The following is an 18,374-nucleotide window of genomic DNA, read 5'->3' as shown; positions in this document are numbered from 1 at the left end:
CGAAACGGACGCGCAGCGTAAACGGATGGGGTGCCCAAGCTGCCGACCGTGCCTGCACGCCGGCATCGACGGGCAGGCGAAGATCACCGTGTTCGAGCGCGGCCGCCCGCCTCGTCGCCCACGAGGTCGACCACTTGCACGGAATGCTCTACGCCGACCGGATGCGCGACGGCGCCGAGCCGATCCCGGTCGAGCAGTACCGCGGCATCGGGTTGAGCTGGAAATACTGATGGGCGACGCTGGATCGGGCATCCCGGCCAGTGTCGGGGTCGCACGGTTGCGTTACCGGTTGTCCCCGGGGTCGGCGACGCGGTGCGGGGCCGGTCCGGTCAATAGGCGACCTGCGGCCCCGGCCGCCTTTGCTGAGGTCGTGCCCGGCGTGTCGCCTCGTCGGCTCCGGTCTGCTTCGCTCACATCCGCAACCTCCGGGTTACTTCCGCGGTGCGGCCACGACGGCGAAGCCTCCGGGCGTTCGATGTCCGGCAACCCAGGGCGGAACGGTGGAAGGCAGGGCTCGGAGACGCTCAGCGTGTCTCCGATTGGGCTCCGTTGCTCATGAACTCGCCCGTTGTCTCCGAACGTCTCCGAGTGACAAGCCCGGGAAGAATCGCCTCTGACCTGGGCATATGTAGTGGGCCGCCAGGGGCTCGAACCCTGGACCCAAGGATTAAAAGTCCTCTGCTCTGCCAACTGAGCTAGCGGCCCGTGGGTCACCCAGAAGCTGACCCACGATTGTGAGTTTAGCGAAGGCCGTCCGGCGCGACCCGGTAGGGGCCGGTCGCCGGCGGTCGTGCGGCCTGCAGGGGCAGGCGCGGCCGTGTCGGGTCGCCCACGAGGCCGGTCGCGAGGGCAGTCGGTGTGGTTGCTTCTATCGGTGCACCCTGGTGGTGTTCGGCAGGGCTGGGGCGTCATTGGGGAGAGTGGCGTCCAGGGGCCGATCAGGGCACCTCTGGTGAAGACGGCCGGGTGTTCACCGTGTTGGGTCGCTAGCGGGGTGTCTCTGATCTTGGGCGCGGACTGCCGTGCGGGGGGACGTGTGGCTGTTGCGCCGTCTCGCTGTCGGCACGCGTTGAGCAACGACGGTCGCGTTGCGCGCGGCTCATTCCGGGTGGAAAACAGGATGCTCAGAAAGAGCCTCGTTGTAATGGCTTGGTTGGGGCGCGTGGGCGGATTTAATCTGATTTCTGTCAGTTGAATTATTGCTTTTGCTGAAAGGGGTGTCAGAGGCTGAAATTCTGGCGCCGTTATCGAGGTATGGTTTTTTCGGGGAGTGAGAGCATGTTTCGTTCACTGGACGTGATGCCCATGATCGTGGCGGGCAGTTTCTGTCTTGTTCCGCTGATGACTGTTGCGCTGTATCACCTGTGGGATTGGTGGGATCGTCGGTGCGCGCATGGGCCTGCGAATCCTGAGCCTGAGCATCGCGCGTATGCGATCGTGCGGCGTGTCGAGCGGGCAAGGGCGGTCCGCATCGATTCGCCGGGGTGGCGGGATGTCGGATCGTCCGGGTGCAACCGGGTCCGGCCATATGTGCTTGCCCTGCAGGATGCGTAAACGGTGGCCTGGTCTTCAGTGACCCGCGTCGTTTATCCGCGATAGGGTTGGGTGTGTCCAGGTACGCCGTCGGGGTAGTTGGCGGTGAACCACTTGGCGAGGCCGGGGCGGTCGTTGCGTCCTCGTCCGGGGAGGCCGATCTTTTTGCGGGCTCGGGTCAGCGCTTGTGACACTGCGGTCTCGGTGGTGTTGAGTTCGGTTGCGATCTCTCGGTTCGTCTTGTTGGCGGCGACGAGGCTGATCATTCGGAGATGTTGCGGTGTAAGGACTTCGGTCGACCCGTCGGGGCCCATGGCCAGCTTGTAGATGTCCGACGTCGAGAGTCGGCGGCCCTCCTTGTAGAGCCGGTCGAATGCAGTCGCTCCGATGTTCGCCTTGATGTTGTCGATGGCTTCGTCCTGGCGCTCTTTCAGGAGCACGAGGCCGCTGAAGGTGACGCCGTGGCGTTGCTGCACGCTGAACGCGGCAGCGATCAGCGTGGCGGCGGTGACGTAGTCGCCCAGTCGTGCTTTGACGATGCCCTGCAGGTAGACGCACCAGGCGGACAGCCAGGCGTCGCCGACGCCGAGGACTTGCTCCAGGAGGCCGGCGAGGATGTCGGCCGGGGAGGGCAGGCCCGGCAGGGCGAGGAGCCATTGCGTCCACATCTGCGCCCATGGCGATTTATGGGCCTGGGCGTGCTCGATGGCTTCCGTGACGTATGCCTGGGCGAGGTCGTCCAGTCCGGGAAGGAGTCCTGCTCCGAGCGCCCGGAGCAGGAATGCCATGGCTCGGGCGCCTTCCTTGCCGGCCCTGTGGAATTCGTCGGCTGCGCGGGTGAGCATGTCCAGGCCTGCGGGGTCGAGGTCGGCGAGCACGACGTAGGTGCCGCGGAACAGGGCGACCTCGGGGGAGTCGGCGGCACCGGCGACGAGTGGTGTCAGCTCGTCGATGTTGTGCAGGTGCGCGAGCGCGGAGTCCTTGTCGCCGGTCACGACAGAGGTGAACCCCAGTTGCGACAGGGCGATGATCCGGTCGAGGGTCGGGGCTGCGGTGTCGGCGACGAGGATGTGGTTGTACAGGCCGGCGATGCGGTTTTCGCTGGCGTAGAAGTAGTGGGCGCGCACGGACGCTGCGCTGTTGAGCAGGTGGTAGCCGCGCTGGATCTGGCCGGTGTCGCAGCACCACCGGACCGCTTCTCCGATGTTGGGCATCAGCTGGTGGATCTGTTCCAGGCAGCCGAGTTCGCCTGGGCCGAACCAGTGTTCAGCGGCGTTCTGGACGAGTTTGGCGATCCAGGCGCAGTGGCGTTCGCGCAGAACGGGTTCGTCGTCGCTGTCGGCGAGGCGTCGTTCGCCGTATTCGCGGATCCAGGAGTGGCGCAGGGTGTAGCGGCCGTCGTCGACCGGTGTGACGATCGAGCCGAGGGCCAGTTCTTCGAGGACTTCGGCGACCTCGTTGCGGGACCTCGGGTCGTCGGGGTCCTCGGCGCACACCGAGCAGGCGGCGTCGAGGGTGAAGCCGCCGGAGAAGATGCTCAGGCGCCGCCACAGCTGCTGTTGGGGCGGGTTGCAGTCGTTCCAGGACACGCCCACGGTGGCGGCGAGCATGGCGTGATGGGGCGGTATCTGGCGGGGCAGGGCGCGTCGCCCGTCGGTGTAGCTCAGCGCGAGCGTGCCGTCGTCCTGCAACGCGTGCAGCACGGCGGTCGGGCTGCGCATTCCGCCGCGCAGCCGGGCGGCGAGCAGTTCGAGAACCAGCGGGACGCCGTCGGACATGCGGACCAGCCGCACGACCGAGGGCCAGTCCGACCAGTCGCCGACCGGGCTGCCCGCGGCCGCCGCGCGGTCGCAGAACAGGCGCACCGCGTCGGTGTCGGCTGCGGCGGCGCGGGTCGCGCCTTGCGCGGGGATCTGAAGCGGCCTGACCTGCACGAGGTGTTCGCCGTGCACGGGCAGCGACTTGCGGCTGGTCGTCACGACCTGCAGGGTGTGCACCTGTTCGAGCAGGAACTCGACGATCTCGGCCACCTCGTTGCGGAGGAGCTCGCAGTCGTCGAGGACGAGCAGGAACCGTCCCGGGCCGGCGTCGTTCAGGTGGTCGGCGACGACCTGGAGGAACTCGTCGACCGACTGGTTCGACGCCCGGTGCAGGTCCAATTCGAGCGCTGCGGCGACTTCCTGGCAGATGCTCTGCTCGAGACGCAGCTGGTCGTCGTCGGGGCGTTCCTCGGACGCGGTGTCGTCGGCGTCCACCAGCCCTCGCAGCGTCACGAAGACGGCCGCGTCGTAACCCGCGCCCGGGCAGGGGCCGTCCGGGCCGGCGATGGTCCGGCACAGCTCGGACGCGAGGCGTGTCTTCCCGACGCCGCCGTCGCCGTGGAGGGTGACCAGCCGGACTCCGTCGCGGTCGAGCAGGCGTCGCAGCTCGTCCAGTGCCGCCTCGCGGCCGACGAGGCTGGTCAGCCCTGCGATCGGCTGGTGCCGTTTGTTCCGCTGTGCCATGGTCCTGGCGGCCTCCCCTCCGCTGGAATTGCTGCAGCCGTCCGTTTCTCGCGAGCACGGGCGGCGACGTGCCTGGCCATGCTAGGGCAATTGATCACGGCTGGTGACAGTTAGTCACAAGAATTGCCTGGATGTGGTGAACCCGTTGCGACCTCCCCGGCATGTCGATACCGCACGGGTGCGGTCCGCCGCCACGGAACGCGCCGGCACGGTCCGCAGTCGAGGGGGGTGGCGATGGGGGTCGCGGCGCTGCGGCGGCCGGTGAGGGGGGTGTTGTCGGGGGTGCGCTCGGACCTGCGGGGGATTGCGCCTTCACGCTGCCGAGGCGGCGGGGCAGAGTGCACACGAGGTTTCGGCCGGCCGCGATTACTGGAGACGTGATGTCAGCTCCGTGCCCGCTGTTCGTTCCGGGCTTGGACGGCGCCTTGGTGACCGACGCCGGTGTCCTCGGCGCGGCGGGCGCGGACCTGGGCGGGATGCGCACGGGTCGTCCGTCGGCGGTGTTGCGTCCGGGCAGCGCCGGCGACATCCAGCGGGTGATCGCCCGGTGCGCCGGGCAGGGGATTACCGTCGCGGCGCAGGGTGCGGCGCACACGGTATTCGGCCAGCGGTTCGCCGAGGGCGGCGTCGCGGTCGACATGACCAGGCTGAAGCGGGTCCTGCGCTGCGACCCGGGCGGACAGTGGGTCGAGGTCGAGGCAGGCATCCTGTGGTCGGAGCTCGTTGCGATCCTGCACGCCCAGGGCCTCAGGTTCAGCGGAGGGCACCCGGGCTATTTGGGGTTGACCGTCGGCGGGACGCTGAGCGTCGGCGGGATCAGCAACGCTCCGCGGGCCGGCGCGCAGGTCGACTCGGTACTCGCGCTGCAGGTCGCCACCGGGGCGGGAGACTTGGTCTGGTGCTCGAGCGAGGAACGGGCGCAGCTGTTCGAGTCGGCGTTGGCCGGGCTGGGGCAGGTGGGCGTGATCACGAAAGCCCGGCTCGCCGTGGAACCGGCGCACCCCTGGGTGTGGCGCGATGTCCGGCGGTTCACCGACCTGCGAACCGGTCTGGGCGTACTGCGCTCCGCCGCCGCCTCGGGCGAGTTCGACGAGGTGTTCGCGATGGTCATGCCGCCGCAGGGCTGGGAACCGATGACGCTGGACCTCTACCTCGCCGCCTACGAACACTCCGGCGGCGCGGACCGCTCCGCGCGCGTCGACCGCATCGTCGCCACGGTCGACGGGCCTGCGCCGCGGCAAACGCTTGCCGGGCGCCCCAGCGTCCCGTGGCTGGACCACCTCACCCACTTCACCTCGGTGATCGACCGGTGGATCGCGGACCACAGGTGGGCAGACACGATCAAAATCTGGTCGGATGCCTTCGTCCGCGGACCGTCGGCCGAGGAACTCGTCGCCGATCGCCTGGACGAGATGACCTCGGACGACTGGCATCCCGAAGGCATGTCCTTCACCCTCGTCTTTCCCCACGACACGGCCGCATTCGCCCGGCCGCGGCTGCGGCTGCCCCACCACCGGACGCCGGGTCTCGCGCTTCCGCCGGGAGACCAGACGCTGCTGGTCGACATCCTGCGCGCCGCGCCGATCGGCGCAGGCGAGGACTACGTCGCCCGCACCCTCCGCCGCAACGCCTCCTGGCTCGACGCCATGGAAGCGGCGGGCGGAACCGTCTACCCCATCGGCACCCACGGGCACCGCTGGGAATCCCACTACGGCGACAGCTGGCCGGAGGTCGTCGCGGCCATCCGGACATTCGATCCCGCGGGCATCATGACGCCGGGATTCGGGATCCCGCGCGTCGCCTGCGGAGTGCCTTCGGCCTGATCGCTGTCGAGCAAATCCCGCGGCCGGACGCTTCTCCCGGAGCCGGTCGTCCTCGCAAGCGGGTTGCCGTTCACCTCGAGCTGGCCTGCTCCGTTTTCGCGATCTGCCAGCGAATCGACACCGAGACCTTCTTCGCGTCGGTAGGGGCGCTTGGTCATGCGGACAGCCCGGGAGATGGACAGGCTGGCGGCCGTGTTTCTCAGCGGGGGGCCACGCGCGCGCTTCTCTGCTGGGGACCTGCGCGATGCCGGCGGCATGCACAACGCACGCCTGTACCCGCTGCTGGAGAAGATGTGGCAGCGCGGATGGATCGACGACGAATGGCCCAAGACCGACCCGAACCGGCCGCACGTCTACATGCTCACCGAGCACGGCCGCGACGCACTCGCTGACGCGTAACCGACCGCACCACCAGAACCGCCCCGCCGTTCACCTCGGTTGCACGCGGGCGGTTCAACAGCAATCCCTCAGCGTTCTGCTGACCCTGCTCGTGCGCAGCTGAGCAGGGTCGCGAGGGGGGTTGACGGGTGTCGACGGGGGTTGCCCATTGTCGTGATGATCATGCTCGGTCACAGTCGATGTATGCCGAACGGGTGATCGCTGAGACCGGCACGACTGCAAAGCGTCCGGTCAGCGGTCCGACCGGCTCGGCACGATCCGCGTCGGCACGGTGCTGTAGCACCGGCTTCGCGGGCTCGCGATCGTCGCCGTGCTCGGCGGGCCGAGGCGCACCGCGCACCGGAGGGCCGCGCGAGGCGCGGCGATCGCGAGGGGACAAACGCGGACCGCGCCGCGGGCCGGAGGGGACGAAGCGGATCGCCGGACGCCGGCGATCACGATTTCGAGAGGGCGGAACTGTGCACGGAAACGCAACGACTTTCGACCCCGTCGTGGTGGCGAGCATGTTCGACCGCGAGGTCGTTCGCGGCCTTCAAGGCCAGCCTCTTGCCGCGCTCATCGACGGCGAATCGGCACCCGAGGCGAAGATCGGCCTCGCCACCGTCACGATGGGCAGCGGGCACCGCTCACGCGCCCACCAGCACGCACGGACACCGGCCATCATCTACATCGTCGAGGGCCGCGGCACCACCCACCACGGCCCGAGGATGCGTCCGCTCGCCCACGACTCCCGCTCCATGGTCTACATCCCGGCCGGCGTCGCCCACGGTGCGAGCAATCAGTCCGAGAGGAATCTGCTTGCGGTCGAAGCACGCCTGATCCGGCAGGGAACCCGTTTCAACGACGACGTGGTCCCGATGCCGGGCCTGCAGCACGAACTCGACCGTGCGCCGGCCTCGACACGGCGGGAGTTCGCGGCCTGCGCGGGCAGCCGGCCCGTGCGGGTCCCCGTCAACCGGGACCGTGACCTGCTCGGCGGTGTCGTGCCGGTCGTGCACAACGGCGTGGCTCCGGTCGAGGGCCTGTCGGCAGGCCGTGTGCGGCTGAGCCCCGTGTTCGGGCCGTGTGCCGATGCCGAGATTGCGGAGCGGACGTGCACCGGCGTGCAGCCGGTGCGCCGTCACGAGGCCAGTCAACGGATTCTCATGGTGCTCGGCGGCAAGGTCGGATTGGCGTACACGAGTCCGGGCACCGGCTTCACGGTCCGGACCTTGAGCCGGGGACACGCGGCGTGGATCCGCGAGGGAACCCCTTACGCGCTCGCCAACCTCGGGTCGGTCGCCTCGGCGGCCGTGATGTTCTCGACCGACGCGGGATTCGACCGGGACATGTTCTACATGCCCGATCTCGACCGGCGTGCGTACAAGGCATTCCAGGCACGGGCCGACGAAGAACCGCCGCCTCCGACGGGTCTGCTGTGGACGGACCTGTCCGCATGAACCGCCCGCAGGCCGATCCACGCCAGCGGACGCGCCAGAGCCAGCCTTTCGGGTTCGCCGGGAGCGGCAGCGCAGGGGGCTCCCGGCGCGGCGGGCGGGAGCCGGTGATGGAGATCTTCCAGACGCGGCCGCAGCTGATCCGGGCGAGCGTCCTGCACGACCGGGACCGTGCGGCGGCTCTGGTGTCCTGGGCCGAAGGCATGATCTCGCGCGGGGACTTGCCGCCGGACATCCGGCTCGACGTGCTGGGCACGTCGGCGGAGGAGCCGGTGCTGTCCCTGCAAACCCGTCCCGACGGTCCTCGCCGGGTGCTGTTCGCCGGCGACGTGCTGGTCCATCGTCACGGAACCTTGGCGGCGTGGTCTCAGCCGTTGTTCTGGCAGGACTTCGAAAAACTCTCCTGACCGGCGCACACCGGCCGGCCGGTCGAGGCGGCCGCCCAGCGACCGCCTCGACCAGGCCCGGTGCCGCACCCGCACTCGAACGAGCCACCGCGGCCGACATTTCACGGGCCGCCCGGAGCTCCGTGTCGCCACGACACCCGGAGCCTTTGTTGCTGGGGAGGCAACACATGACCGACCGTTCGCTCAACAGCTTCGCCTTCGCCTTCGAGCGACTGCGCACTGCCCAAGGGCTTCGCCTCGGCGACGTCGCAGACCGCATCGGCTACAGCGCCAGCTACCTGTCGAAGATCCTGCATGGCCACCGCACGTTACTGCCGCAAGTCGTGCAGGCCATCGACGACGAGCTCGCCGCCGACGGGGAACTCGTCCGGATCGCCGCCGCGCAGACGGACTGTGCCGAGCCGGTCGTGCGCCCGGTACAGCTGCCCCCCACCAACCCGGACTTCCTCGGCCGTGCGCCCGAACTCGCCGAGATCGACACCGCCGTCGCCGCCGCAAGGGATGCCGGCACGGCGCTGACCGTCGTGATCGAAGGCAGCTTCTGGATCGGCAAGACCGAACTGGCCGTGCACTGGGCGGCCCGTGCGCAGCCGCGGTTCCCCGGCGGGTGCCTCTTCGCGGACCTGCGCGGCCTGGCGCCCGGGACGCCGGCGCCGCCGGAACGCGTCCTCGACGGATTCCTGCGCGCGCTCGGCGCGGCCGACCGGGTGCTGGACGGGACGATCGACGAACGGATCGTGCACTACCGCTCGCTTCTGGCCGAGCGGCCGGCGATCGTGGTGCTCGACAACGCCGTCGACTACGCCCAGGTCAGGCCGCTGCTGCCGGGACCCGGCAGCGTCACCATGGTCACCAGCCGAGAGCATCAGGGCACGCTGTTGGCCCAGCACGGCGGCCTTGGCATTGAGCTTGCGCCGCTGGGCATGGCAGACGCGCTGGAACTGCTGCGCCGCAGGATCGGACGCGCCCGCGTCGACGTCGACCTCGCCTCGGCCGAAACCGTCGTCCGCCGCGCCGGAGGGCTGCCCATGGCGATCCTGATCGCCGCGGAGCACGTTGCGCACCGCGGCCAGAGCCTGCACGGACTCGCCGACAGCCTGCAGCCGGTCGACAGTCGGCTGGCCATCTTCGCCTCGCCCGACCCGTGCGCGAGCATCTACGACGTCGTGGACCTGTCGTACCTGTCTTTGTCTCCGCAGGCCGCCCGCGTGTTCCGGCTCCTGGGCGCGGTGCCGCTGTCAACCGTCACCGTCGACACCGCCGCGGCCGTCGCCGAAATACCCGCACCGCAGGCGGAATCGGCCCTGCACGCCCTGCGCGGCGCGCACCTGATCGAGCGCGCCGGACCCGGGCGACTGCAGATGAACGACCTGCTGCGCGCCTACGCGCACCGCCGCGCCAGCCTCGACGAACCGCCGGGCCACATCGCCAAGGCCGTCGACCGGCTCCGCCGCTGGTACGCGGCAACCGGCGAACACGCCACCGACGCACTCGCCCCGCACTGGACCGGCGCGGCGCTGACGGACGTCACGACCGCCGACATCACCCCGCTCGTCTTCGCCGACTGCGACGCAGCCCTCGCCTGGCTGGACGCCGAGGCCGCCGCCATCATGCGGCTGGCCCGCACCGACCCGGCAGGCGACCTTTCCTGGCAGCTGCCCGCCATGCTGCTGCCCTATCACCACATGACCCGAAAGCGCTGCGAGTGGCTCGCCGCCGCCAGCGACGGCCTCGCCGCAGCCCGCAGAGTCGGCAGCCGGCACGGCACCGCTCTGGGCCTGCTGAACCTCGGCCTGATCCGCGCCGAGATCGGGCATGTCGATGACGCCGCCACACTGCTGGCCAACGCCTGGCACCTGCACGAGGACCTCGACGCACCGCACCTGCGGGCCTGGACGGCGCTCGCCTTGGCCAACGCACACCGTCAACGCGGCGATCACGGTGCAGCACAGGAGTTCTACGACCACGCCGGCACTCTGTTCACCCGGGTCGGGTACGGGCTCGGCCGGGCCGTCCTGCTCGCAGACCTGGCAGGGTTTCTGCACGACCAAGGAGATCTCGCCGGTGCCGCGACGACCGCCTATGACGCGCTGACCCTGGCGCAGGCGAGCGGGCACCGGCCTGTGCTGAGCCTCGCCCATCATCGAGTCGGGCTCGTCCTGCTCGGCCAGGGCGCCACCCGGCCGGCGCTGACCCACCTCGACAAGGCGCTCGCCCTGCGCCGCGCGAGCCGGGAACGCTGGGCCGAAGCCGACACCATGGCCGCCCAGGCGCGGACGCTGGAAGCGCTGGGGCTGACGCGGCGGGCACGCGACACCTACCGCGACGCCGCGCGGATTTTCGAGGACCTGCACGACCCCCGGGCATTCGACCTGCACAACCGGGTCGCCGCGATCGACGCCGCGTCGACCGGCAGCGACGACGCCCTGCACCCGGCATCCTGACATCCGACATCCGCGCGGGCCGGCCGAACGCCGAAATACCAGGTGCCACTGCAGGTTTCGAGCACACAGGACGGGGCCGGTCCCGGGACGCTGATCCCGGGACCGGCCCCATCCTGTGCAGCCTGGTCGTAGCCGAACCAGCCCTAACCGGCGCGTTTCCTGCCGCGACGCCCTGCAGCAGTACCGGGAGCTTCCTGGACGGACTCCCGGTTCTCGTACGCTTCCGCGATCTGGTTGGAAATCCTGCCGCGTTCGGACACCTCGAACCCGTTGTCCCGAGCCCACCGGCGCACGGCCTGAGTCCGCGCCCGGCTCTCGGCCGACACGGCTCGGGCGCCGCCCCTCGTCGAGCGGCCGGCTCGGCGCGCGGACACCCGACGAGCGGTCTCGACATAGACGGCCATTTCGTCGCGAAGGGCCTCGGCGTTTTCGGCGGACAGGTCGATTTCGTAGGCGGCGCCGTCCAGCGCGAAAGAGACTGTTTCCGCTGCCTCGGTCCCGTCGATGTCGTCGACCAGCTCGATATTCACCTTCTGGGCCACTGGATGCCTTTCTCGTTATTCCGCGGAATTTTCTCGCAGCTTACACCCGAGAATTGTCGCGTCCATCGTGTTCGCGGAATACTGCTGAAGAACCGACGAGTCCGCTGTCGAACACAGCTGGCAGCGGTTTTCACCTTGACGGGATCGGCACAATAACGGGACCGGTTCCGGGCGTCTTTGTGCTTGTCTTCTCCTGTCGCCGCGCCGCCCGGATTTGCGAGTGTGTGTTCATGCGATCCGGCAGCTCCCCGCGGCGTTCGCCTCGGTTCAAGGCTGGTGCGCCGTGTCTGCCGATCGCGTCGGGAACCGACTGCGCCGCAGTCGTTCCCGGCAGGACCCGGATGGCTGCGGCCCGGCGTGCGATCCCCTCCGCGTCGCGCCGCAACCATCCGGCCCGTGCCGTGCGACACCCCGCGCGCGACCGCTTCGTCGGTCGCGCGGACACCGATATCGCCCTCTGCGAAAGGGATCATCCATGCGTTTCAAGCTCATCGGCGCAGCATTGCTCGCGGCTGCAGGCGCGACCGCGATCGGCGCCCTACCCGCAGCTGCTGCACCCGGCAGCCAGGACGACGGCGCGGCCGTGCGCCACGAGATCGTCGCCGGCGGCCGCGACAGCGGCGTCGTGACGCGCCTCGACGGCGGCTGGTACCGATGTCCGTCCGGGTACTTCTGCGTCTACGACGGATACGACGGCACCGGAACCATGGCCTACTTCCGCACCGGAACACCGAATCTGGGCCTGCAGGGCCTGGACAAGAAGGTCAGCTCCCAGTGGAACCGCAGCCCGTGGACCTTCGCGATGTACACCGGCTACAACTACACCGGCAGCGCCGGCTTCCACCCGTCGGGCAGCTATTACAACCTCTCGCCCTGGGGCAGCGACAACAACAACTCCTCGGTGCGCCGCGCATAGCCGGCCTCGGCCCGCGCTCGCCCCTTCCCCTCCGCGGTCCCATCTCGACCGCAATCCCCGAAGTCCCTTACACCGCAAACGAAACCCGTCAAGGAGATACCGTGCGTGCACTCACCAGCACACTTGCAGGACTCGCCGCCCTCAGCGTCCTCGCCGTCGCACCGGCAACCGCCGGCGCCGCGCCGGACAGTGCTGCCGGCGGGGTCGCGCCGGCAGCACACGCCGCACTCGCCAGCCCCGCCGCGACGAAGGTGATGTGGGTCGGCATCGACGGAGCGAGACTGCGGAGCTCGCCGACCACCCGAGTCAACAACGTGATCGACTCGGCCAACGCGGGAAACGGTTTCACCGCAGACTGCGAAGCCGTCGAAGGCGGCGGCCAAGTCGGCTGGCTGTTCGTCCACGGCACCCTCTGGGGCGGACAGACCGGATGGATGCGGATCGACATGTTCGCGGGGCGGAACCCGGACGACGGGATCCACCTGTGCTGACCGCTCACGGTCTGCGGGCTCGATGAGCGATCGGCACGAGCCCCTTCCGCGGCGTGGGCGACGCTGCGCCCCGCGCGTCGCCCACGCCACCTTTCGACACCCTGCGAACACGACCCCGGTCGGAGATCTCCCGATGACCGAATCTCTGCCTGCCGCGACCGCCGGGTTGCTGGCCTTGTGCGCGGTCCTGTCCGCCGCCGTCGGCGCCGCTGCCGCACTGGTGCTTCCGCACGTCGGTTCCGCCAGCGCGAAACCGTTGGCGTGGCAGGTGAATGCCGCCGGCACCGCCGCGATCACGATCGCGCTGGCGGTGCGCCACGGCCCGAGGGCGGAACTGGCGATCTACGCCTGTGCGGTCGCCGTGGCCGTGCCGCTGGCGGTCCTCGACTGGCAGGAACACCGCCTTCCCCACCGGTGGTCGCTCGTGTTGGCGGGCCTCGTCGGCTCGGGCTGGCTCCTGCTCGCGATCGCGCGCCACGACTGGCCGTCGTTGCTGCGGGCAGCGGCCGCCTCGGCCGTCGTGTCGTGCGGGTTTCTTGTGCTCGCCCTCCTCAGCCGAGGCGGCCTCGGCGCCGGCGACGTCACCCTCGCCGGGGCGCTCGGCCTGCTGCTGGGCTGGACCGGATGGCCGCTCGTGCTGACGGCGGTGGCTGCGGCCTCGGTCGCGGCTGCCATCGCGTTGATCGCGACACCCGTCCGGCGTCTGCACCGCGGCCGCGCCGTCGTGCCCTTCGGCCCCTACCTGTGCTCCGGCGCATTCCTTGCCCTGCTGCTCGCCGGAGGCCCCGAACACCCGGCCCGCGACGCGACAGCCGCAGCGCAACCGCACGCCGTCGCAGCGGCGGTGATCGATCCCGGCGACCGCGTCCGCGAGCATGCCGGACGCCTCCTCGGACAAGCCGCGATCGCTCGCGCCGCCGTACCCGGACCGCCGACCCGGCTGCCGCCGTTTTCCGCACCAGCACCCGAGACCGACGAGGGGACACCATGAGCCGCACGAGGCCGAACCGCCGCATCCGCACCACAGCCGCAGCCGCAGCGGTCGCCGCAGTCGCGGGCTGCAGCGGGCCCGCACCGGTCCCGCCCGCGCCTGCTGCCGCGACCTCCGACAAGGCCGCCGGGACTCCTGCCGAGGAAGCGAAAGCCCTGGCCCTCGACGCCTACCGGGCGATGTGGCAGGACATGGCCGACGCGGCGACCACGTCGGACTGGCAGTCCCCGGCGCTCGCCCGCCACGCCACCGCCGACGCCCTCTCGACGATCTCCCGCGGCCTCTACGCCGACCACTACAACGGACTCGTCACCAAAGGCGCGCCGGTCACCCGCCCGACGGCCACCAACGCCCAGCCCGCTGCCGCACCGTCGAGCGTGACCGTCCTCGACTGCGGCGACGACAGCAACTGGCTGAAGTACCGCGGCGACACCGGACAACCCGCCAACGACGGCCGGGGCGGACGCCGCCGCATCACCGCGCTGGTGAAGAACACCGGCGACCGCACCTGGAAAGTCGCCGCCTTCGCCGTCCGGGACGTGGGGACATGCTGACCCGGGTCGCGGCCGCGGGCCTCGCCGCCGCGTTCGCCCTCGCCGCAGCCGACGTCGCGTCCGCAAGCGGATGGGGGAGCGTGGACTGCACCAACTCGCCGTCCCCGTACTGCCAACTCGACGCCCAGCAAGGCACGGCAAGAACCAGCCCCCCATCCGGGCGCGAGCGTCCGCTGCACGGCACTCCGGCCCGCCCGCACACCGGATCACCCGACGGGCAGCCGGGCGACGACATCGCCCTCGACGACGACCGGCGCGCGCACTGCTCGTACGTACGCAGCGACTACCGCCCTCCGCCCGGCGTCACGACCGCAGGACACATCCGCCGCCCCGAACCCGCGGAACGAACGCACGCCGTCACGGTGGCGGCCACGGCGCGCGCTGCGGACGCCGCCGCAGCAGGCGCGTGGTACGTCTACCGATGCGCCGGCGGGCCCGGGCACGACGCCCTCTACCGGCCGCCGGTCTTCATCCCCGACCGACAGCAACCCGACGCCGCACCGGCTCCCAGCCCCGAGCAGCTCGCCGTGCAGGCCCGGTCGCAACTGCGCCTCGCCGGACCGCGCGTGGCGTCCAACCCCGCCGGTGCCCAGCTCGTCGCCGTGCCGACCTGGCTGTGGATCCGTCACGAAGACTGGATCCCGCGCAGCGCCACCGCGACGGCAGGCGACGTCTCCGTCACCGCCACCGCAACCCCGGCCGAGGTGACGTGGTCGATGGGCGACGGAACCACCGAGACCTGCACCGGACCCGGCCGCGCGTTCACCGCCGCCGACCCGCACGTGGCGTCCCCGGACTGCGGACACACCTACCGCAGGTCCTCGGCCGCCGCACCGAACGGCGCCTACCCCGTCGTCGCGACCGTCCGCTGGACCGTCGCCTGGGCGGGAACCGGGGCCTCGGGCACTGTGCCCGACCTGACCACCGAGACCGCCGCCAGCTTCCGCGTCGCCGAAGTCCAAGCGCTCGGCACTGCCCCGCGCTGATCGCGCCCGCCTCGCCTCGCACCCGCACCGCATGGAGACGCAACCCCGGAGGACCCGCATGGCCCGATCGGCACCGCCTGCCCGCGAACCCGCGTCCGACGCAGGCACTCCGGCGTGGCTCGACCGCACCGGCAACCCCGCGGCGGCGCCGAGCCCGCGCCGCCGCTTGCCCTTCCTGCTGACCGGCGCGCTCCTGGTCGTCGGTTGCGTCGCCGGCTCCCTCTGGTGGAACACCGCCGAAACCGGCCGCACCGACGTCCTCGTCATCGCCAGACCGGTGCCGATCGGGCACCTGCTCGCCGCCGGCGATCTGCGCACCGCGTCGGTCGCAGTCCCCGGTGACGTCGACACCGTCGCGGCCCGGGATCTCGACCGGGTCGTCGGCCGGCCGGCGGCGACCGGCCTCGACCCTGGGACGCTGCTGTCGGGCCACAGCCTGGGCGGGCCGACGACCCCGGTTCCCGGGCACGCCGTCGCGGCGGTCGCGCTCAAACCGGGCCAGGTGCCGCCACGGCTGGAGACCGGAACGACGGTGACCGTCGTCGTCACTCCGCCGCCGCCCGGCGCCCCCGTCGCCGCGCCCGCCGGAACCCAGTGGCCCGCCGTCGTGATCGACGTCCAGCAGGAAGGAACCGACCAGACCACCGTGGTCTCACTCGACCTCGACGCCCAGGACGCGCCGCTGGTCGCCCAAACCCCGCCCGGGCAGCTCGCCCTCGTGCAAGTGCCCGCCGCCGGAGGCCGCTGATGCTGATCGCGCTCTGCTCGGTCCACGGCTCGCCCGGCGTCACCACCACCACGCTCGCCCTGGCCGCGCACTGGCCGCTGCCCGCCGGCACCCGCCGGCTGGTCGTGGAATGCGACCCGGCCGGAGGCGAACTCCACACACGGCTGGGACTCGCCGGCACACCGGGCCTGACCAGCCTCGCCGCCGCCTCCCGCCACGAGGGAGAACGAGCCGGGCTGTGGGCGCACGCCGTTCCCGGCCCGGCCGAGACCTCCGTCGTCACGGCCCCGATCTCGGCCGCGCACGCCCGCATCGCACTGGGCGTCCTCGCGCCCTTCGCCGCCGACCTCCTGCGGCGCGAACGCCACTACCGGTCCCTGGTGCTGGCCGACTGCGGCCGGATGGATCCCGCCTCGCCCGCCGAGGCCATCGCCCGCCGCGCCGACCTGCTCGTGGTGATCAGCCGCGCCCGCCCCGCCGACATCGCCCGTCTGGCTCCGCGACTGCCTGACCTCGCGACCTGGACGCCCCGCCCAGCGCTGCTGCTGACCAGTCCTGGCATGTCCACGCGAGACGTCGAGTCTGCGCTGCGGGTCCGTACCGCGGGCCGGATTCCGCACGACCGGGCCGCGGCCTGGCGTGCCCGCGTCCCGCGCAGCCGCGCCTACCGCACGGCCGTCACTGCGATCGCTCGCGCGCTGACCCCGGCTGCCCCGACCGCGACACCGCCGTCCCCGCCAAGCCGCTCGGTCGACGAGCCTGCCGGCACGTCGACCGGGGGCGCCGGCATTGCGCTTGCGCCGCTCGCGCACCGGGCTTCGCCGGTCGCGCCTTCGCCTTCCGGCGGCAACCCCGCCACCGGAAAACCCCAACCAGGGAAGGGAACACCATGAACATCACCAAGATCGCCAGCGCCCTGCTGTTCGCAGCTCTCGCCGTCGGCGGGCCCCTCGCCATGGCAAGCACTGCCAGCGCCGCGCCCGGACACCACCACGTCGCCGCGCCGACAGACAACTCCGAATCCTTGACCGGGCACGTCCATCCCGACGGCACCCGGATCGGAGGATTCTGACCACCGCAACGCCTCGACCGGCATAGCGACAAACTCCGTCCGCCGCGCAGGCACGAGCCTGCGCGGCGGACGTTTCGCATTTCACCGCGCGCGACGATCCCGGCACCACGCCCCCGAGCCGCCTCAACCGACAGCCACTGTCGGTTGGACCGGCCGCGCACCAGACCGGCACAGGACCGGCACACAACTGTCGCCTGCGGTTTCCGGCTCATCCCGACCGCATCGGTCCATTGTGGAACCAGGGCGTGCACCTGACCCGTGCGCGTCGGGCGCCGACCGACAACCGCTGCCACGTCCGGACGGGCAGGCCCGCGACCCAACTCCTCCGCCCGGGCCTCGCCGCCCCCGGCGGAACGCCGTCAACGATTTCGCGCTCCACCCTGCGGTTGGCGGTCTCCGACAGTCCCCGTACAGCCCAAGCGGGTGGTGTCGACGTGGCGCGCCGGGGGCATCAGCCGCGATCGGATTGGTAGCTGCGCGCTCCGGTCAACACTTCGTCGGCGACATCGGGGAGAGCGCGGCCCGTGGCGAGGGCGGTGGCGCGCAGACGCAGCAGCGCCTCGGTCATGTCGGTGCCCAGTTGGGCAGCGGCAATCCCGCTGGCCTGGTGGACTTTGGTCCATCGGGTGTGCAGGCGGCCGGAGAAGATCCGATCCAATGGGTTCCGGTCGGTGTCCGAAGCGTCTGGGGTGGCGTGCTCGAGCAGCAGGCTCCGGATGAGTGCGGCGAACCGCCGCGCGTCCTGATGGTGGCCGAGCGGCAATCCGCCCGGCCATCGGCGGTGAATGGAGAGCACGGCCACCGGGACACCGCCGGCCACGACGGGCAGGTCGAGCGCGAACCGCAGGCCGGCGCGGGCGGCGGCACCGGCGAACAGCGGCCAGCGTCGCTGCTCCGCCGGGTCCGCGAGATCGGGGGCGGACACCTCCTTGACCTCGGCCCGGCAGGCCCAGGCCGGGCCGTCGCCGAGCATCGCTTGCGCTTCGGCGAGGCCCTCGCTGGCCAGATGGGTGGCGTATACCGGCTCGATCAGCGCATGCAGCCCGCTCAGGTACAAAGCGACGCCCGAAGCGTCGAGCTCGGCCACACAAACCGCACAGATGTGCCGGACCGCCACCGGCACACCTTCGGCATCCGCTAATCCCTCAATTGCCTCGGCCAGCTGTGCTTGCCGCTCGTCGGAGGTCATCGCCACCACCCGCCCTGGCACATCCTGAGGTCGCCAGTCTAGCTGTCAGGTCCCGGCGGGAGGGTCGGTTGTGTTGATCGGTGCCGGGATCGCCGCCCAAGCAAGGGCGGCCGGTCGAGGCAGGCCGGCCATGCTGTCAGGTGCGCCTCGACCAGTTTTCGCCGGGCAAGGTCGCGATGCCGCAAAGTGAGCTGGTGCCACCGTCGCCGCTCCCGGTTGCCCCGCTCGGCGGAGGAGGCTACGGCGGCCCTTCAAAGACCTTGGGTGGTACACGGCGCGGCTTCAACCGTTCTTTCCGATGTGAGGACGTCCGACGAAAACGTGGAATGCCCAAGACATGAATTGTTCAGCGCGCGCAGT

General features: G+C 70.9%; 16 protein-coding genes, 1 tRNA gene and 1 pseudogene. 14 read left to right on the top strand and 4 right to left on the bottom strand.

Going from position 1 to position 18,374, the window contains the following annotated elements:
* Positions 1 to 131 precede the first annotated feature (131 nt).
* Positions 132 to 230, top strand: a pseudogene (locus tag AMYBE_RS46400) (hypothetical protein); the annotation flags it as partial.
* A gap of 402 nt (positions 231 to 632) precedes the next feature.
* Here the strand turns inward: AMYBE_RS46400 and AMYBE_RS0130250 are convergent.
* Positions 633 to 705 (bottom strand) — tRNA-Lys (locus AMYBE_RS0130250).
* 881 nt (positions 706 to 1,586) lie between these two features.
* On the bottom strand, positions 1,587 to 4,037 hold the full coding sequence (locus AMYBE_RS0130245) for an AAA family ATPase (RefSeq protein WP_020663138.1): 2,451 nt from the start codon (positions 4,035 to 4,037) through the stop codon (positions 1,587 to 1,589).
* A 380-nt stretch (positions 4,038 to 4,417) separates the two neighbouring features.
* Between AMYBE_RS0130245 and AMYBE_RS0130240 the strand changes: the two genes are divergently transcribed.
* From AMYBE_RS0130240 to AMYBE_RS0130220, 5 genes are all read left to right on the top strand, one after another.
* Positions 4,418 to 5,860, top strand: a complete 1,443-nt coding sequence (locus AMYBE_RS0130240) for an FAD-binding protein (RefSeq protein WP_020663137.1) — start codon at positions 4,418 to 4,420, stop codon at positions 5,858 to 5,860.
* Between the two features lie 255 nt (positions 5,861 to 6,115).
* Positions 6,116 to 6,259: a helix-turn-helix transcriptional regulator gene (locus AMYBE_RS45515; protein ID WP_169515277.1), complete on the top strand. Its 144-nt coding sequence runs from the start codon at positions 6,116 to 6,118 to the stop codon at positions 6,257 to 6,259.
* A gap of 458 nt (positions 6,260 to 6,717) precedes the next feature.
* Entirely contained in the window at positions 6,718 to 7,698 is a 981-nt protein-coding gene (locus AMYBE_RS0130230) for a cupin domain-containing protein (RefSeq protein ID WP_020663135.1), read from the top strand.
* A gap of 107 nt (positions 7,699 to 7,805) precedes the next feature.
* Positions 7,806 to 8,102, top strand: coding sequence for a hypothetical protein (locus AMYBE_RS0130225; protein WP_020663134.1), 297 nt, complete (start codon positions 7,806 to 7,808; stop codon positions 8,100 to 8,102).
* A 167-nt stretch (positions 8,103 to 8,269) separates the two neighbouring features.
* Positions 8,270 to 10,546, top strand: a complete 2,277-nt coding sequence (locus AMYBE_RS0130220; protein WP_020663133.1) for a helix-turn-helix domain-containing protein — start codon at positions 8,270 to 8,272, stop codon at positions 10,544 to 10,546.
* 143 nt (positions 10,547 to 10,689) lie between these two features.
* Here AMYBE_RS0130220 and AMYBE_RS0130215 read toward each other — a convergent pair whose 3' ends face one another.
* Complete coding sequence (locus AMYBE_RS0130215; protein WP_020663132.1) at positions 10,690 to 11,088, bottom strand: histone-like nucleoid-structuring protein Lsr2; 399 nt, start codon at positions 11,086 to 11,088, stop codon at positions 10,690 to 10,692.
* Between the two features lie 475 nt (positions 11,089 to 11,563).
* Here AMYBE_RS0130215 and AMYBE_RS42605 point away from each other — a divergent pair, with 475 nt between their 5' ends.
* The 8 genes from AMYBE_RS42605 (at position 11,564) to AMYBE_RS0130175 (ending at position 16,825) form a co-directional block, all read left to right on the top strand.
* Positions 11,564 to 12,004 carry a peptidase inhibitor family I36 protein gene (locus tag AMYBE_RS42605; RefSeq protein WP_020663131.1) on the top strand — a complete coding sequence of 147 codons (441 nt, stop codon included), beginning with the start codon at positions 11,564 to 11,566 and terminating at the stop codon, positions 12,002 to 12,004.
* Between the two features lie 101 nt (positions 12,005 to 12,105).
* On the top strand, positions 12,106 to 12,495 hold the full coding sequence (locus AMYBE_RS0130205) for a hypothetical protein (protein ID WP_020663130.1): 390 nt from the start codon (positions 12,106 to 12,108) through the stop codon (positions 12,493 to 12,495).
* A 133-nt stretch (positions 12,496 to 12,628) separates the two neighbouring features.
* On the top strand, positions 12,629 to 13,486 hold the full coding sequence (locus AMYBE_RS43510) for a prepilin peptidase (RefSeq protein WP_020663129.1): 858 nt from the start codon (positions 12,629 to 12,631) through the stop codon (positions 13,484 to 13,486).
* Positions 13,483 to 14,040 carry a hypothetical protein gene (locus AMYBE_RS0130195; RefSeq protein WP_020663128.1) on the top strand — a complete coding sequence of 186 codons (558 nt, stop codon included), beginning with the start codon at positions 13,483 to 13,485 and terminating at the stop codon, positions 14,038 to 14,040. Before AMYBE_RS43510 ends, AMYBE_RS0130195 begins: the two co-directional genes overlap by 4 nt.
* Positions 14,034 to 15,026: a hypothetical protein gene (locus AMYBE_RS45895; RefSeq protein ID WP_020663127.1), complete on the top strand. Its 993-nt coding sequence runs from the start codon at positions 14,034 to 14,036 to the stop codon at positions 15,024 to 15,026. Before AMYBE_RS0130195 ends, AMYBE_RS45895 begins: the two co-directional genes overlap by 7 nt.
* A gap of 58 nt (positions 15,027 to 15,084) precedes the next feature.
* Entirely contained in the window at positions 15,085 to 15,774 is a 690-nt protein-coding gene (locus AMYBE_RS0130185; protein WP_020663126.1) for an SAF domain-containing protein, read from the top strand.
* Positions 15,774 to 16,646 (top strand): MinD/ParA family ATP-binding protein, encoded by an 873-nt coding sequence (locus AMYBE_RS42590; RefSeq protein WP_020663125.1) that lies wholly within the window; start codon positions 15,774 to 15,776, stop codon positions 16,644 to 16,646. The genes AMYBE_RS0130185 and AMYBE_RS42590 overlap by 1 nt, the downstream gene beginning before the upstream one ends.
* Positions 16,643 to 16,825, top strand: coding sequence for a hypothetical protein (locus tag AMYBE_RS0130175; protein WP_020663124.1), 183 nt, complete (start codon positions 16,643 to 16,645; stop codon positions 16,823 to 16,825). The genes AMYBE_RS42590 and AMYBE_RS0130175 overlap by 4 nt, the downstream gene beginning before the upstream one ends.
* A 451-nt stretch (positions 16,826 to 17,276) precedes the next feature.
* Here the strand turns inward: AMYBE_RS0130175 and AMYBE_RS0130170 are convergent, their stop codons facing one another.
* A complete protein-coding gene (locus AMYBE_RS0130170) occupies positions 17,277 to 18,014 on the bottom strand; it encodes an ANTAR domain-containing protein (protein ID WP_154676333.1) in 738 nt (245 codons plus the stop codon).
* Between the last annotated feature and the right edge of the window lie 360 nt (positions 18,015 to 18,374).

Source organism: Amycolatopsis benzoatilytica AK 16/65, assembly GCF_000383915.1.
In the GTDB taxonomy this organism is placed as follows: domain Bacteria; phylum Actinomycetota; class Actinomycetes; order Mycobacteriales; family Pseudonocardiaceae; genus Amycolatopsis; species Amycolatopsis benzoatilytica.
Note: the sequence above shows the minus strand (reverse complement) of the source record. Positions and strands in the feature narration are given on the sequence as shown.